This is a genomic window from Piscinibacter sp. XHJ-5 (assembly GCF_029855045.1).
In the GTDB taxonomy this organism is placed as follows: domain Bacteria; phylum Pseudomonadota; class Gammaproteobacteria; order Burkholderiales; family Burkholderiaceae_C; genus Albitalea.
The window spans coordinates 3,206,590-3,222,888 of sequence record NZ_CP123228.1; the positions used below are offsets into that span (position 1 = coordinate 3,206,590).

At 69.5% G+C, this 16,299-nt stretch carries 13 protein-coding genes; 11 read left to right on the top strand and 2 right to left on the bottom strand.

What is annotated here, in order from left to right:
- Positions 1–31 precede the first annotated feature (31 nt).
- Positions 32–2,005, top strand: a complete 1,974-nt coding sequence (locus P7V53_RS15180) for an EAL domain-containing protein (protein WP_280156306.1) — start codon at positions 32–34, stop codon at positions 2,003–2,005.
- A 31-nt stretch (positions 2,006–2,036) separates the two neighbouring features.
- Here the strand turns inward: P7V53_RS15180 and P7V53_RS15185 are convergent, their stop codons facing one another.
- Both P7V53_RS15185 and P7V53_RS15190 read right to left on the bottom strand, forming a co-directional pair.
- The gene (locus tag P7V53_RS15185) at positions 2,037–2,882 is read right to left on the bottom strand and encodes an MTAP family purine nucleoside phosphorylase (protein WP_280156307.1); all 846 of its coding nucleotides are present in this window, start codon (positions 2,880–2,882) and stop codon (positions 2,037–2,039) included.
- 111 nt (positions 2,883–2,993) lie between these two features.
- Positions 2,994–4,274 carry an alanine racemase gene (locus P7V53_RS15190; protein ID WP_280156308.1) on the bottom strand — a complete coding sequence of 427 codons (1,281 nt, stop codon included), beginning with the start codon at positions 4,272–4,274 and terminating at the stop codon, positions 2,994–2,996.
- A gap of 99 nt (positions 4,275–4,373) precedes the next feature.
- Between P7V53_RS15190 and P7V53_RS15195 the strand changes: the two genes are divergently transcribed.
- From P7V53_RS15195 to P7V53_RS15240, 10 genes are all read left to right on the top strand, one after another.
- The gene (locus tag P7V53_RS15195) at positions 4,374–5,081 is read left to right on the top strand and encodes a glutathione S-transferase N-terminal domain-containing protein (protein WP_280156309.1); all 708 of its coding nucleotides are present in this window, start codon (positions 4,374–4,376) and stop codon (positions 5,079–5,081) included.
- Positions 5,082–5,160: 79 nt separating this feature from the next.
- Positions 5,161–7,431: a diguanylate cyclase gene (locus tag P7V53_RS15200; RefSeq protein WP_280156310.1), complete on the top strand. Its 2,271-nt coding sequence runs from the start codon at positions 5,161–5,163 to the stop codon at positions 7,429–7,431.
- A 161-nt stretch (positions 7,432–7,592) separates the two neighbouring features.
- Positions 7,593–8,897: a sugar ABC transporter substrate-binding protein gene (locus tag P7V53_RS15205; RefSeq protein WP_280156311.1), complete on the top strand. Its 1,305-nt coding sequence runs from the start codon at positions 7,593–7,595 to the stop codon at positions 8,895–8,897.
- Between the two features lie 201 nt (positions 8,898–9,098).
- The gene (locus P7V53_RS15210; RefSeq protein WP_280156521.1) at positions 9,099–9,896 is read left to right on the top strand and encodes a sugar ABC transporter permease; all 798 of its coding nucleotides are present in this window, start codon (positions 9,099–9,101) and stop codon (positions 9,894–9,896) included.
- A gap of 4 nt (positions 9,897–9,900) precedes the next feature.
- Positions 9,901–10,731, top strand: coding sequence for a carbohydrate ABC transporter permease (locus P7V53_RS15215; protein WP_280156312.1), 831 nt, complete (start codon positions 9,901–9,903; stop codon positions 10,729–10,731).
- Positions 10,732–10,766: 35 nt separating this feature from the next.
- A complete protein-coding gene (locus P7V53_RS15220) occupies positions 10,767–11,801 on the top strand; it encodes an ABC transporter ATP-binding protein (protein WP_280156313.1) in 1,035 nt (344 codons plus the stop codon).
- 39 nt (positions 11,802–11,840) lie between these two features.
- Positions 11,841–13,217 carry a D-arabinitol 4-dehydrogenase gene (gene dalD, locus P7V53_RS15225; protein WP_280156522.1) on the top strand — a complete coding sequence of 459 codons (1,377 nt, stop codon included), beginning with the start codon at positions 11,841–11,843 and terminating at the stop codon, positions 13,215–13,217.
- Positions 13,214–13,984, top strand: coding sequence for an L-iditol 2-dehydrogenase (locus tag P7V53_RS15230; RefSeq protein ID WP_280156314.1), 771 nt, complete (start codon positions 13,214–13,216; stop codon positions 13,982–13,984). Before dalD ends, P7V53_RS15230 begins: the two co-directional genes overlap by 4 nt.
- 10 nt (positions 13,985–13,994) lie before the next feature.
- Positions 13,995–14,930 carry an AraC family transcriptional regulator gene (locus P7V53_RS15235; protein ID WP_280156315.1) on the top strand — a complete coding sequence of 312 codons (936 nt, stop codon included), beginning with the start codon at positions 13,995–13,997 and terminating at the stop codon, positions 14,928–14,930.
- Positions 14,931–14,955: 25 nt separating this feature from the next.
- Positions 14,956–16,293 carry an NAD(P)/FAD-dependent oxidoreductase gene (locus tag P7V53_RS15240; RefSeq protein WP_280156316.1) on the top strand — a complete coding sequence of 446 codons (1,338 nt, stop codon included), beginning with the start codon at positions 14,956–14,958 and terminating at the stop codon, positions 16,291–16,293.
- The last annotated feature ends 6 nt before the right edge of the window (positions 16,294–16,299 follow it).

Here is a 16,299-nt window from a genome sequence, read left to right on the forward strand (position 1 = left end):
GCCGCGCCCGGATGGCCGATATCCAGGAATCGTGCCGTGGCTGCTCTGGTTCGCCCTTGTCGTTCCCGTCGTGCCGGTGCTGGCGATCGTGCTGGTCCGGTGGAGTCGGCGCGTGCGCGAAGTACGCGCCCTCGATCGGGCGCTGAGCCATCTGTCCGAATTCCGGCTGCCGTTGCCCGACGCGGTGAAGGATGCGCTGCCGCCGGCGCTGCGACAGCTCGTGCAGGGCTACGACGACATGTTCGCCGAGATGCGCCGGCGCGAGATCGCACTGGCCGGCAAGCTCGAGCGCTATGCCTTCATGGAGCTGCACACGGAGGACATCCTGATGCAGGTGGACGGCCGCGGCATCGTCACCTACGTGTCGCCGGCGGTGCACACCCACCTGGGCTACTGCCCTCAGGAGCTGTGCGGCCAGCGCGTGCTGGAGCTGCTGCACCCCGACGAGCTGCCGACATGGATCGAGGCGCTGAAGGCCTCGGCGCGAGCGCACAAGGGGGCCTTGCTCGAAGGCCGCTGGCGCAGCAAGGACGGGCGCTACGTCGCCCTCGAGATGTCGATGCGCCACGCCTATGGCCTCAACGGCACCGTGGCGGGCACGATCAGCATGGCGCGCAACGTCGAGGCGCGCAACGAGCTGCGTGAGCGCCTGACGCGGGCCGCCCACACCGACCAGCTCACGGGCCTTCCCAACCGTGCGGCGCTGGTCGAATCGCTGCAGCACCTGCGGGCCGGCAGCCACGAACGGCCCTTCGTGCTGTTCCTGTTCGACCTCGACCGCTTCAAGCAGGTCAACGATTCGCTGGGCCACGCCGCGGGCGATTCCTACCTGGTGGAGACGGCCAACCGCGTGCGCGCCATGCTGCGGCCCGGCGACACGCTGGCCCGCATGGGCGGCGACGAGTTCGTGGCGCTGTTCGAGGGCATCGGCTCCGAGGGGGCGGCGCGCTCGATCGCATCGCGCATCATCGACGCGGTAAGCCAGCCCTACTCATGTCACGGGGCGCTGCTGCACCCCAAGACCTCGATCGGCATCGTGTTGTGCAACGACCCGGCGCTGCCCTCCGACGAACTGATCTCGCGCGCCGACCGCGCGATGTACACCGCCAAGCGCCAGGGCGGCAACCTCGCGATCGTCTACAACGAAAGCCACATCCATTCGCTGCGCCAGGACTTCACCGTCGAGCAGCTGCTGTCGCAGGCGCTGCAGCAGGACAGGCTGGTGCTGCACTTCCAGCCCATCGTCGACGCGAAGACCAAGCAGCCCGTGCTGGCCGAAGCGCTGGTGCGCATGCGCGCCGAGGACGGCAGCCTGCTGGGCCCGGGCACCTTCATCGACGTGGCCGAGAAGACCGGGCAGATCGTGCAGGTGGGGCAGTGGGTGCTGGAGCAGGCGTGCCGGCAGGCGCGGCGCCTCGAGGAAGCCGGCACGCCCACCGCGATCAGCGTGAACGTCTCGCCGCGCCAGCTGCTGCACGTGAACTTCGTGCGCAGCGTGGAAACCGTGCTCGAGCACACCGGCGTGTCGCCGTCGTCCATCATGCTGGAGGTGACGGAATCGGCGGTGATGGAGGACGTGCAGAAGGCCAAGGCCACGCTGAACCACCTGCGCACGCTCGGCTTCCGGCTCGCGCTCGACGACTTCGGCACGGGCTATTCGAGCATCTCGATGCTGAAGACGCTGCCGTTCCACGTGCTGAAGATCGACCGCTCGTTCGTGCGCGACAGCGAGGGCATGGCGCTCGGGCCGAGCACGCTGGGCGCCATCATCGACATCGGCAAGAGCGTGCACCTGACCATCATCGCCGAGGGCATCGAGACCGAAGCGCAGGCCATGCACCTCGAGTGCCTGGGCTGCGACCTGCTGCAGGGCTTCCGCTTCTTCCGCCCGATGGAAGCGCAGGCGCACGCGGAGGTGCTGCGTCAGGGCAGGGCGCCGCTGCTGACGGCGGCCTCGGCGCAACCCATTGCGAACCAGGTGAGCCTGTTCGAGCCGGTGGGGTGAGGCCCTCACCCGAGCCTCTCCCGCTCGGGCTTCACCGGCGCAGCACGGCCATCCATTCGCGCTGTGCCTGCGACATCGCCTCGTCGGGCGTCATCAGCGCCGATTGCAGCGCGGTGCGGATCTCCGGCTCCTCCTCGGGCAAGGGCGAGCGCAGCGCGGCCGCGAGCAGCGCGCGCGCCTGCTCGAGGCTCTGGCGGTACAGCGCCATGATGGCGCTCACGGTGACGTGCTGCGCGGGGTCGTCCATCCAGCAGTCGTAGTCGGTGACGATGCCCACCGTCGCATAGCAGATCTGCGCCTCGCGCGCGAGGAAGACCTCGGGCACGTTGGTCATGCCCACCAGCTCGCAGCCCGCCTGACGCAGGAAGAAGCTTTCGGCGCGCGTTCCGAGCCGCGGCCCCTCGACGCAGGCGTAGGTGACGTCGCGGTGCAGCGTGAGACGGCTGGCGGCGGCGGCCTGCGCGATCCAGTCGACCATGTTCGCGCTCACGGGACGGGCCGTGGAGACGTGCGCGGCGATGCCATCGCCGAAGAAGGTGCGCCGGCGCTCGCCCTTGGTCCAGTCGAAGTACTGGCTCGGCACGGCGAAGTCGCCGGGCGCGATGCGCTCGGCCAGGCTGCCGACGGCGGAGAAGGCCAGGATCTGGGTGGCGCCGGCGCGCTTCAGCGCGAACACGTTGGCGCGGTAGTTGATCTCGTGCGGCAGCAGCCGGTGGCCGCTGCCGTGGCGCGCGAGGAAGAGCAGCGGGCGGTCGTCCAGGCGCCCGCGCAGCAGGCTGCCCGACGGGGCACCGAACGGAGTGGTGTCGTCGAGCCGCTCGTCGACCACCATGCCGGGAAGCTCGTAGATGCCGGTGCCGCCGATGATCGCAAGCATGTTCGCTCCTCGTGGAAAGACCGCCGCAGGATGGTGCTGTCGCCGCGTCAAAGGGTGCATTGTGCGGCGGCCGCAGCGGGACGCCCTCTGCACGCCAGCGACTTCCGCGCCTCAGAAGTGCATGGCCACCGCATCGGTGACGCGGTAGTCGTTCTCGACGACCGGCATCCAGTGCCATTTGTCGAAGGTGGTGCAGGGGTGCGAGATGCCCAGGCCGACGCGCTCGCCCACCAGGGGAGCGTGCCCGGCGTCGGCCTCGTCCCAGCGCAGGTAGGCGTGCTGGTCGTTGAGGGCGGTGACGCGCCAGGTGGGCGGCACGGCGCCCGCTGAAAGCGAGCCGCGCGCCGCGCGGGCGATGGGAATCGGCATCTCCAGGTCGAAGGAGATGTCGCGCTTGCCCACGGCGAGGATGGCGAGCCGCGCCTCGGGACGCGATTGGACGGCGGCCCACACCTCCAGCGCCGGCCGCAGCGTGTCGGCGCAGCCGCAGCGCTGCTCGACCGCCTGCACCATGCGGCGGTAGAAGCCATGGTCGTGCGTGACATAGCAGCCGGAGCGCAGCAGGCCGCGCACGGGCCTGCCCAGCGTGGGACGCAGGCGGCCGGCCACCAGATCGAAGATGGCCGAGCCGCCGGCGGACATCAGGACCTCGTCGGTGTCGAACAGGCCTTGGGCGTCGCACAGCCGCGCGACGGCCTCGGCGCGGCCCATCAGCGATTCGGCGTAGGGCTGGTCCGCCTCGGTGCGACCCGTCGCGCCCAGGCCTTCGTAGCACTCGATGCCGGCGAGACGGACCGCCGCGCTGGCATGCAGCGCCCGCGCCAGCGTGAGGGCCTCCTCCTGCGTGCGGCAGCCGGTGCGGCCGCCGTCCAGACCGATCTCGAGCATCACCTCGAACGGCGCGCTCCCGGGACGGGCAGCGAACCAGGCGTCGATCAGCGCGAGCTGCGCCTGTGAATCGACGAGGAACACCACCCGCAGTCCCGGGTGCGCCGCCAGCTGCGCCTGGATGGCGGCCAGGTCGCCGTCGTCGATCACCTGGTTGGCGATGACGGCGCGGCGCACGCCGGCCGCGACGCCGACCGCCAGCTGCGTGGCGTTGGCGAAGGTGAGGCCCCATGCGCCCGCATCGAGCTGGCGGCGGAACAGCTGCGGCGACATCGTCGTCTTGCCGTGCGGTGCGAGCGAGAGGCCCCAGGCGTCCGTCTGCTGCTGCATCCATGCGACGTTGTGCTCCAGGGCTTCGCGCTTCAGCAAGGCGATCGGCAGCGGCAGGTCGCCGGCAAGCACGTTCCATCCGGCGGCGGCGAGCTCGCTGCGCCGCAGCGGGGGGTGGCCCTGGGGAAGGCCCTTGAGCCCGGGCGCCAGCGTGGGGTCGAGCAGATCGTTCATGCAGCCATCTTCATGATCACGCCGTTGGCGGCCCCACGCACTGCCCGGGCATTGCAGCCCGACACAGAATCGCGCCTCGCCTTTCCGACCAAAGCCTTCATGACGACCCTTTCCGACTTTCCGATCACCGCGAAGTGGCCCGCACGCCACCCCGACCGCATCCAGCTCTATTCGCTGCCGACGCCCAACGGCGTGAAGGTGTCGATCATGCTCGAGGAAACCGGCCTGCCGTACGAGCCGCATCGGGTCGGCTTCGACACCAACGACCAGATGTCGCCGGAGTTCCTGTCGCTCAACCCCAACAACAAGATCCCGGCGATCATCGATCCGCAAGGGCCGGGCGGGCAGCCGCTGGCGCTGTTCGAGTCGGGTGCCATCCTGCTCTACCTGGCCGAGAAGTCGGGGCAGCTGTTGCCCGCGGACGCCGCCTCCCGCTACCAGACGATCCAGTGGCTGATGTTCCAGATGGGCGGGATCGGCCCGATGTTCGGCCAGGTGGGCTTCTTCCACAAATTCGCCGGCAAGGCCTATGAGGACAAGCGACCGCGCGACCGCTACGCGGCCGAATCGAGGCGGCTGCTGAACGTGCTCGACCAGCGGCTGGCCGGCCGCGCCTGGCTCATGGGCGACGACTACACCATTGCCGACATCGCGACCTTTCCATGGGTGCGCAACCTGATCGGCTTCTACGAGGCGGGCGATCTGGTCGGCATCGCCGACTTCCCCGAAGTGACCCGCGTGCTGCAGGCCTTCGTCGCACGGCCGGCAGTCGTGCGCGGACTCGAGATCCCGCGCAAGCCGGCCTGAGGCGCGGTAGGGGCAAGGCGCGGGGCGCGCCGCGAGGCGTGTTAAACCGGCCGGCGTGCCACTGCCCCACCGCGAATCCATGCCTGACGCACTGCTTCGAGTCGAACGCACGGCACGCCGGCATCCCCGGATGGCCATCGCGCTGTTGCGGCGACTCGAGGAGGCGGCGCGGGCGGCGGCGGACGTCGCGCTGGCCCTGGACGCGCTGTACCGGCGCTACTTCGTGCTCGAGCGGCTCGGCGAGGCCGGTGCCATCCTCGACGAGCTGTACGCCGGCCTGCAGGCCGCCGAGGAGAGCGGGCTGGCGCGGCAGACCGGGCGCATGCTCGAGGCCATCGGCCGGGTGCGCTACACCCGCGGCGAGTACGAGGAGGCGGTGCATTGCTGGGGGCAGTGCGTGCGGCTGTACGAGGTCACCGGCGACCTGTGCTGCGGCGTCGAGGCGCGCATCGGCCTGGGCGCCGTCTACGACGCGATCGGCGACCGTCGCAGCAGCGCGCGCTTCCATCAGGATGCGCGGGCGCTGCTGGCCGATGCCGACGAGCCCTACCTGCGCGCCAAGCTGGCGCTCAACCTCGGGGTCAACCTGCGCGCGATGGGCGAGCGCGCCGAGGCGGTACGGCAGTTCGAGCTGGCGCGCCGCGAGGCGCAGCGCAGCAACATCCGCGAGTACGTGGCCGAGGCGCATTGGCACCTGGGCCAATGCGCCCAGGACGAGGGTGACCTCGAGCCGGCGCAGGCGCTGGTCAGCGCGGCGCTGACGCTGGCCCAGGCCTGCGGCTACACGTGGCTGGGGGCGGCGGCCTTCATCACCCTGGCGCGTTGCTACCAGGCGCAGGGCAACGACGCGCGCGCCTTCGACGCCTACGAGCAGGGCCTGGCGGTGGCCGAGCGCATCGGCGCCCGACCGCAGCAGACGGCCTGCCACCACGCGCTGTCGATGCTCGCCGAGAAGAGCGGCGAGCTGGCCGTGGCGCTGCACCATGCGCGGCGGCACATGGCGCTGGAGCTCGAGATCAAGAAGGAGCTGGCGGCACCGGACCAGCTTCGCCAGCTGCAGCAATACGACCTGTCGCAGAAGCCGCCGATCCAGAAGCTGCTGGAGCTCTCGTCGGGCGGCGGCGAGCGCGACGCGGATCCGCTGTCGGCCGTCGCGTCGCTGGCGCGCGCTGCCGCCGACATCCTGCGCGTCGAGCTGGTCGCGGTGTGGCTGCGCGAAGGCGGCAGCGCCGAGCCGGTGTGCCGCGCCCTCGTTGCGCCGGCGCCACTGCGTCTGGCGCAAGGCGATGCACTGCCCGCGGACGGGCCGTACGCCGACCTCCAGCGCGATCTGCAGGGCACGCTGGTGATCCACGACCTGCGCATCCATCCGGCCGGAGCGCAGCTGCACCGGCTCTTCGAGCCGGCGGACCTGCGCTCGCTGCTCGACGCGCCGCTGCAGCTGCGCGGCAGGAAGATCGGCACGATGAGCTTCGGCCAGGTCGGCGAGCGGCGCAACTGGACCCGCGACGACGTGCTGTTCGGCTGCCACATCGGCCACCTGGTCGAGCACATCCTGAGCGATCGGGAACATCGCGAGGTCCAGACCCAGCTCGAGCGCTCGAACCAGGAGCTCGAGCAGCGCGTGCAGAGCCGCACGGTCGAGCTGCAGGGAGCCTTGCGCGCGCTGGAGGAGAGCAGCCTCACCGATCCGCTGACCGGCCTGCGCAACCGGCGCTTCCTGCTCCAGCACCTGGACAACGACGCCGCGCTGAGCGCTCGTCACTGCGAAGGCGGCACCTCGAGGATCGTGTCGGCGCCGGGCTCCGACCTGCTGATGTTCATGGTCGACCTCGACCACTTCAAGGAGGTCAACGACACCCACGGCCACCAGGCCGGCGACGCGGTCCTCACGCAGATCAAGGAGCGCCTGCGCCGCGTGTTCCGCGAGTCGGACTATCTGGTGCGCTGGGGCGGCGAGGAGTTCCTGATCGTGGCGCGTGCCACCTTGCGCAGCAAGGCCGCGATGATGGCCGAGCGGGTGCGCACCACGATCGCCGGCCAGCCCTTCGTGCTGCCCGACGGCACGCAGCTCACCAAGACCTGCTCCGTCGGATTCGCGGCCTATCCCTTCATCACGTCGGCGCCGCGCGCCGTGCCGTGGCAGGACGTGGTCGACATCGTCGACACGGCGCTGTACGCCGCCAAGCGCGCCGGACGCAACGCCTGGGCAGGCCTGTCGGCCGGCGCGCATGCATCGCCGGACGGTCTGCTGACCCGGTTCAGGGCGAGTCCGCAACAGGCGCTGCAGCGCGGCGAACTGGTGCTGGCGACCAACCTCGATCCGCAGCAGGTGCAGGCCGCGCTCTGAGATCGCCCCGAAAACCGAGCCCCTGTTGCGCCGCTTGGGACTCTCCCTAGGCTGCCGGTGAAAGAAAGTACCGGACTGCTCAAGAACGTATCGTTTCGCGCGCCTTGCTTGCCTATCGTTGCTTCGTCGACGACCTCAGATCGATGAACCAGGAGACACGCATGAAATTCGCCTTCCCGCTCGCGCTCGCCACCTTCTCGCTCTGCGGCTCGGCGGGCGCCGCCACCGAGCTCGTCATCGCCACCGTGAACAACGGCCACATGATCGAGATGCAGAAGCTGGGCAAGCACTTCGAGCAGGCCAATCCCGACATCAAGCTCAAGTGGGTGACGCTCGAAGAGGGCGTGCTGCGCCAGCGCGTCACCACCGACATCGCCACCAAGGGCGGGCAGTTCGACATCATGACCATCGGCATGTACGAGACGCCGATCTGGGGCAAGAAGGGCTGGCTGCAGGAGATCAAGCCCGACGCCGCCTACGACGTCGACGACCTGCTGCCGGCGATCCGCGACGGCCTGACCGCGAACGGCAAGCTCTACGCCGCGCCGTTCTACGGCGAGAGCTCGATGACGATGTACCGCGCCGACCTGGTGAAGGCGGCCGGCGCCACGCTGCCCGACAACCCCACCTGGGAGCAGGCGCGCGACATCGCCGCCAAGGTGCACAACCCCGCCAAGGGCGTGTACGGCATCTGCCTGCGCGGCAAGCCCGGCTGGGGCGACAACATGGCCTTCCTGACCACCATGGTCAACACCTTCGGCGGCCAGTGGTTCGACGTGAGCTGGAAGCCGCAGATCGATACCAAGCCGTGGAAGGACGCCGTCGGCTTCTACGTCGACATGATGAAGAAGTACGGCCCGCCCGGCGCCTCGGCCAACAGCTTCAACGAGAACCTCGCGCTGTTCAACGAAGGCAAGTGCGGCATGTGGGTCGACGCCACCATCGCCGCTTCCTTTGTCAGCGATCCCAAGCAGAGCAAGGTGGCCGACAAGGTGGCCTTCGCGCAGGCGCCGACGGCAGTGACGCCCAAGGGCGCGAACTGGCTGTGGGCCTGGGCGCTGGCGATCCCGGCCAGCTCGCAGAAGAGCGAGGCAGCGCAGAAGTTCATCCGCTGGGCGACGTCGAAGGACTACGTGAAGCTGGTCGGCAAGGAAGTCGGCTGGGGCAGCGTGCCGACGGGAACGCGCAAGAGCACCTATGCGACGCCCGAGTTCCAGAAGGCGGCCCGCTTCGCCGAGGCCGAGCTGAAGGCGATCAACACCGCCAACCCGAACGACAGCACGCTGCCCAAGAGCCCGTATGTCGGCGTGCAGTTCGCGGCCATCCCCGAGTTCCAGGCGATCGGCATCGCGGTGGGCCAGCAGATGAGCGCGGCGCTGTCGGGCAAGGTGAGCATCGACCAGGCGCTGAAGAACTCGCAGGTGTCGGCCGAGCGCGAGATGAAGAAGGCCGGCTACTACAAGTAGGGCGAGGCGCCGCGAAACGAAGCCCCGGCGTGCGAGGCCCGCATGCCGGGGTCGTCAGGCCAACCCACGGAGCCCGTCATGTCCGTCGCCATCGCCACCGTCGCGCCGCCTGCGGCCAGCGCCGCGAAGCAGCAGCGAACCGCCAGCCGCTTCCTTCCCCGCATCCTGCTTGCTCCCGCCGTCGTCACGCTCTTCCTCTGGATGATCGTGCCGCTGGTGATGACGATCTACTTCTCGCTGATTCGCTACAACCTCATGCAGCCGGGCGAGCACGGCTTCATCGGCCTGGCGAACTACGAGTTCTTCGTCACCGACCCGTCGTTCGGCACCGCCGTGGTCAACACCGCGCTGCTGCTGGGCAGTGTCATCGCCATCACGGTCGTCGGCGGGGTGGCGCTGGCGCTGCTGATCGACGAGCCTTTCCCCGGCCGCGGCCTGGTGCGCGTGCTGCTCATCTCGCCCTTCTTCGTCATGCCCACGGTGAACGCGCTGCTGTGGAAGCACATGATGATGAATCCCATCTACGGCGTGCTGGCCGAGGTGTGGCGCTTCTTCGGCGCCGAGCCGGTCGACTTCATGACCGACTGGCCGCTGGGCAGCGTCATCGTGATGGTGGCCTGGCAGTGGCTGCCGTTCGCGACGCTGATCTTCATGACGGCGCTGCAGTCGATGAACCGCGAGCAGCTCGAGGCCGCGCGCATGGACGGCGCCAACTACCCTCAGCAGCTGCGCTACCTCGTGCTGCCCCACCTCGCGCGCTCGATCGCGGTGGTCATCATGATCGAGATGATCTTCCTGATGAGCGTGTTCGCGGAGATCTTCACCACCACCGGCGGCGGTCCGGGCGACGCGAGCACCAACGTGGCGTTCCTGATCTTCAAGCAGGCGCTGCTGAACTTCGATGCGGGTGTCGCGTCGGCGGGCGCGCTGTTCGCAGTGCTGCTGGCCAACATCGCGGCGGTGTTTCTCATTCGCCTGGTCGGCAAGAACCTGGATTGACACGATGGCACACGCTGCACGTCTTCCGCTGGCCCTGGCCGTGCGCACGGCCGCCGCCTGGACCATCACGCTGCTGATCTTCTTCCCGCTCGGCTGGCTGGTGCTGACGGCCTTCAAGACCGAACTGCAGGCGATCGCGGTGCCGCCGCTGCTGGTGTTCGAGCCCACGCTGGCCAACTTCAGCGAGGTGCAGCAGCGCAGCGACTACCTGCTGTACGCGCAGAACTCGCTGGTGACCAGCATCGCCTCCACGCTGCTGGGCCTGGCGATCGCCGCGCCGGCGGCGTACTCGATGGCCTTCTTCCGCAGCCGCCGCACGCGCGACCTGCTGATGTGGATGCTGTCGACCAAGATGATGCCGGCCGTCGGCGCGCTGGTGCCGATCTACGTGATCGCGCAGACCGCAGGCCTGCTCGACACGCGGCTCGCGCTGATCGTGGTGTTCACGCTGTCCAACCTGCCGATCATGGTGTGGATGCTGTACTCGCAGTTCAAGGACATCCCGCCGGAGATCCTCGAAGCGGCGCGCATGGACGGCGCCACGCTGTGGCAGGAGTTCACGCGGGTGCTGCTGCCGCTGGCGATGGGCGGGCTCGCCGCCACCGGCCTGCTGTGCCTGGTGCTGAGCTGGAACGAGGCCTTCTGGTCGCTCAACCTCAGCTCGGCCAAGGCCGGCACGCTGGCCACGCTGATCGCGTCGTATTCGAGCCCCGAAGGCCTGTTCTGGGCCAAGCTGTCGGCCGCCTCGCTGATGGCCATCGCGCCCATCGTGGTGTTCGGCTGGTTCAGCCAGAAGCAGCTCGTCCAAGGCCTGACCTTCGGCGCCGTGAAATGACCCACCCCCGAAATCGGATGAAAGAGGAGAGGGACATGGCATTCCTTCAACTGCGCGGCATCGAGAAGTTCTTCGGCCAGCACCGTGCGATCAAGGGCATCGACCTTGCCATCGAGCGCGGCGAGTTCGTCGTCTTCGTCGGACCTTCGGGCTGCGGCAAGTCGACGCTGCTGCGGCTGATCGCCGGGCTGGAGACGATCGACGGCGGATCGCTGGAGCTCGACGGACGCGACATCACCTCGCTCGCTGCCGCGAAGCGCGACCTGGCGATGGTGTTCCAGAGCTACGCGCTGTATCCGCACATGAGCGTGTTCGAGAACATGAGCTTCGCGCTGAAGCTGGCGAAGGAAAACCCGGCGGTGATCCGCGAGAAGGTCGAGCGCGCCGCGCAGATCCTCAACCTCGGACCCTATCTGCAGCGCACGCCGCGCGAGCTCTCGGGCGGCCAGCGGCAGCGCGTGGCGATCGGTCGCGCCATCGTGCGGGCGCCCAAGGTGTTCCTGTTCGACGAGCCGCTGTCCAACCTCGATGCCGCGCTGCGCGGCCAGACGCGGGTCGAGATCGCCAAGCTGCACCGCGAGCTCGGCGCGACGACCATCTACGTCACCCATGACCAGGTCGAGGCGATGACGCTGGCCGACCGCGTGGTCGTGCTGCGCGACGGCCAGATCGAGCAGGTCGGCACGCCGCTGGCGCTGTACGACCGGCCGGCCAACCAGTTCGTCGCCCAGTTCATCGGCACGCCGCAGATGAACGTGGTGGCCGCCGCCGACGTGCCGCAGCTGCAGGCGGCGTTGCCGGCCGTGCCGCAGGGCGGCTTCGTCGGCCTGCGGCCCGAGAGCCTCTTGCTGCGTCCGGCGGGCGCCGGTCAGCTGCAGGGCAGGGTCGACCTGGTCGAGTCGCTCGGCGCCGAGACGCTGATCCACGTGAACACCGGGCGCGGCACGCCCCTGGTGGCGCGCCAGAACACGCGCACGGCGCTGCGCGCCGGCGACGCGGTCGGGCTGGAGGTCGACACCGCCCATGCCCATCTGTTCGATGCACAAGGCCGCGTCGCGGCCGCCCACTGATCCCTGCCGATGCCCACCTCGACACCATCCCCGCTCGTGATCCTGCATCTCGGGCTGGGCTCCTTTCACCGCGCCCACGAGGCGGTCTATCTGCAGCGCCTGATCGACGCAGGCGACGACAGCTGGATGCTGGCGGCCGGCAACACGCGTCCCGGCATGGAAGACACCATCGCCGCGCTGCAGCGCCAGGGCGGCGCCTACACGCTGGAGACGGTGAGCCCCGCCGGCGAGCGCCGCTACCAGCGCATCGCCGCCATTCGCCAGGTCGTGCCGTACGAGCCTTCGCTGGCGACGCTGATCGACCTGGGCGCAGACCCGCGCACGCGCATCGTCTCGTTCACCGTCACCGAGGCCGGCTACTCGCTCGACTCGCACGATCGGCTGGACCTGGGTGCGCCGGAGCTCGCGGCAGACCTCGAACGTGCGCGCGACGGCCTGCCCGGAGGCACCGTGTACGGTGCGCTCACCGCCATCCTGCGGGAGCGGCGACTGCGCGAGGCCGGCCCGCTCACCTTGCTGTGCTGCGACAACCTGCGCCACAACGGCGATCGCGCGCGCAGCGGGCTGCTGCAGTTCATCGAGGTGGTCGGCGACCTGGCGCTGCTGGAGTGGGTGAGCCGTTCGACGAGCTGCCCCAACGCGATGGTCGATCGCATCACGCCGCGGCCGACGCCCGACGTGGCCGGGCGCGTGCGGGCGGCGACCGGCTGGGCCGACGATGCGCCCGTCATGGCCGAGAGCTTCATCCAGTGGGTGATCGAGGACGACTTCGTTGCCGGACGGCCCGCCTGGGAGTCCGTGGGCGTGCAGATGGTGCAGGCCGTGGATCCGTACGAGGAGGCGAAGATCCGCGTGCTCAACGCCACCCATGCCGGCATCGCGTGGGCCGGCACGCTTGCCGGCCTCGACTTCATCCACGAAGGGATGCAGGACGCGGCGATCCGCCGCATGGCCCACGACTACGTGACCGAGGACGCGATCCCCGTGCTGCAGCCCAGTCCCATCGACCTGCACGCCTATCGCGACGTGGTGCTCGAGCGCTTCGGCAATCCGGCGATCCGTGACACCAACCAGCGCGTCGCCATGGACGGCTTCGCCAAGATTCCCGGCTTCATCGCGCCCACCCTCCGCGAGCGGCTGGCGCGCGGCCACAGCATCGCTTGCGTGGCGATGCTGCCGGCACTCTTCCTGGCGTACCTGCGCCGCTGGCACACCGGGCGCCTGCCGCACGCGTATCACGACCAGGCGATGGACCCGGTGGCCGGGCACGCGCTGTTCACCGGCGACGACGCGGTGCTGGCCTTCTGTCGCGACGCGTCGCTGTGGGGGCCGCTGGCAGGCGACGCGCGCCTCGTCGAGGCCTTGCGCGATGCGGCCGGACGAGTCGATCGATTCATCGAGGAACACCAGGCATGACGGGACGATTGCACGGCAGGCACGCGCTGCTCACCGGCGCGGGGGGAGGCATCGGCCTCGCGGTGGCGCAGGCTTTCCTGGACGAGGGTGCGCACTGCACGCTGGTCGACCTGGCGCCGCAAGCGCCCGACGCGATGCCGCGCACCGGGCGCTGGCACTACCTGGCCGCCGATGTCGCCAGGACCGGCGAGATCGATGGGCTCGTCGACGCGGCCCGCGAGCGTTTCGGCCCGATCGACGTGCTCTTCAACAACGCCGCTGTGTTCGACATGGCGCCCCTGCTGGACAGCGACGAGGCCATGTACGAGCGGCTCTTCGCGGTGAACGTGAAAGGCGCCTTCTTCGTGATGCAGAAGGTGCTGGCGCAGATGGTGCACGCCGGCCGGCGCGGGACGGTCATCAACATGGCCTCGCAGGCGGGGCGCCGCGGCGAGGCGCTGGTGTCGCACTACTGCGCCAGCAAGGCGGCGGTGATCAGCTACACCCAGTCGGCGGCCCTCGCGATGGCTCCGCACGGCATCCGCGTCAACGCCATCGCGCCCGGCGTCATCGCCACGCCGATGTGGTCGCGGGTCGACGCCCTGTTCGCCCGGTACGAGAATCTGCCGCTGGGCGAGAAGAAGCGGCGCGTGGGCGAGGCGGTGCCCCTGGGCCGCATGGGCGAGCCCCATGACCTCTGCGGCGCGGCCGTTTTCCTCGCCAGCGACGAGGCTTCGTATATCACCGCACAGACACTCAACGTCGATGGTGGCAACGTGATGAGCTGAGACCCAAGCGATGACCGCTTCCCGCCGCCATCTCCCGCGCCAGCTCAGGCCCGAGCTCGAGCACGACTTGTCGCGCAGCCCGACGCTGGGCTACGAGCCGGTCGCCGAGACGGGCGTCATCCGGTGCCTGTCGCATGGCTTTCCGACGCCGCTGGCGCGCTGGCACTACCACGACGAGTACGAGCTGCATCTCATCGTCGCGACCTCGGGCAAGGCCTTCGTCGGCGACTGGATCGGGCAGTTCCAGCCCGGCCACCTGGTGCTCACCGGCCCGCGCCTGCCGCACAACTGGCTGTCCACGGATCTGCCCGGCGGCAGCGTGGCGGAGCGCGACCTCGTCGTCCAGTTCGCGCATGAGCCGATCGCGCAGGCGGCGGTGCACCTGCCCGAGCTGGCGGAGGTGCTGCCGCTGCTCGAACGCGCGCGCCACGGGATCGAGTTCTTCGGGCTGGCGGAGCAGGCGCGGCAGCATTGGCAGCGCACCAAGGCCAACCGCGGGCTCGCGCGGCTGAGCGCCTTCTGCGCCTACCTGTGCGAGCTGGCGGCCTGCACCGACTACCGGCTGCTGTCGAACGCGCAGCTGCAGGGCGTGGACGACGACCATTCGGCCGACCAGATCAACGCGGTGGTCAGCCGCATCACCGAGCAGCTCGGGCAGCCGCTGTCGGCCGCTCAGATGGCTGCCGAGCTGGGCATGACCGAGAGCCGCTTCAGCCGCTTCTTCCGCCGCGCCACCGGCAACACCTTCACCGATTTCGTCAATCGCGTGCGCATCAACCGCGCTTGCCAGCTGCTGATGGAATCGGACCGGCAGATCACCGACATCTGCTACGACGTGGGCTTCAACAACGTCTCCAACTTCAACCGCCGCTTCCTCGACATCAAGGGCATGACCCCGCGCGAGTTCCGGCGCGACGTCGACCATCGCTTCGGCGGGAGGCACTGAGCTCGCAGCCGCCATAATCGCGCGCATGAATCGCGCAACCGCCTCCGGGCTGCATCGTGTCGTGATCGTCGGTGGTGGAGCGGGGGGCCTGGAGCTCGCCACCCAGCTCGGCGACAAGCTGGGCCGCAAGGGCCTCGCCCAGGTCACCCTGATCGAGAAGGCTCGCACCCATTTCTGGAAGCCGCACCTGCACGAGATCGCGGCTGGATCCGTCGACCTGCACACGCGCTCCGTCGACTACCTCGCGCAGTCGCACTGGCACTGCTTCCGCTACCGCATGGGCGAGATGATCGGCCTGGACCGCGCACGCCGCGAGGTGCACGTCGCGCCGTACTACGACGAGGAAGAGGGCGAGCAGGTCACCGGCGCCCGTGTCTTCGGCTACGACACGCTCGTGATGGCGGTGGGCAGCCAGAACAACGACTTCGGCACGCCGGGCGTGCAGGAGCACGCGATCCTCCTCGAGACGCCCGCGCAGGCCGATCGGTTCCACCGCCGTCTCGTCAACGCCTGCGTGCGTGCACATGCGCAGCCCAAGCCGCTCGGCCCCGAGCAGCTGCAGGCCGCGGTCATCGGCGGGGGCGCCACCGGCGTCGAGCTGGTGGCCGAGCTGCACAAGGCCACGCGCACGCTGGTGTCCTACGGCCTCGACCGCATCGACCCCGAGCGCGACATCAAGCTCAACCTCATCGAGGCGGGACCGCGCATCCTGCCGGCGCTGCCCGAGCGGATCGCATCTGCGGCGCTGAAGCTGCTGCACTCGCTGCAGGTGAGCGTGCGCACCGGGGCCAAGGTCACGGCGGTCACCGGCAACGGGGTGGAGCTCGAAGGCGGCGAGACGATTCCGGCCGAGCTGGTGGTGTGGGCCGCCGGGGTCAAGGGTCCCGATTTCCTGAAGAACCTCGACGGCCTCGAGACCAATCGCATCAACCAGCTGGTCGTGCGTCCGACGCTGCAGTCGTCCCGCGACGACGACGTGTTCGCCATCGGCGACTGCGCGGCCGCGCCGTGGGTGGGCCGTCCCGAGGGCAGCATCGTGCCGCCGCGCGCGCAGGCGGCGCATCAGCAGGCCTCGCACCTGGTCAAGCAGATCCGGCGGCGCCTGCGCGGCGAAGCGCTGAAGCCTTGGCGCTATCGCGACTTCGGCTCGCTGGTGTCGCTGGGCGAGTACTCGACCGTCGGCAACCTGATGGGCGCGCTGTCGGGCAAGAACCTGTGGGTCGAAGGCATCTTCGCGCGCTGGATGTACCTCTCGCTCTACAAGCTGCACGAGCTGGCCTTGCACGGGTGGTGGAAGACCAGCCTGGGCACGGCTGCGCGCGTGATCGCGCGCAGCACCGAGCCGCGCGTCAAGCTCCATTGACTGGTC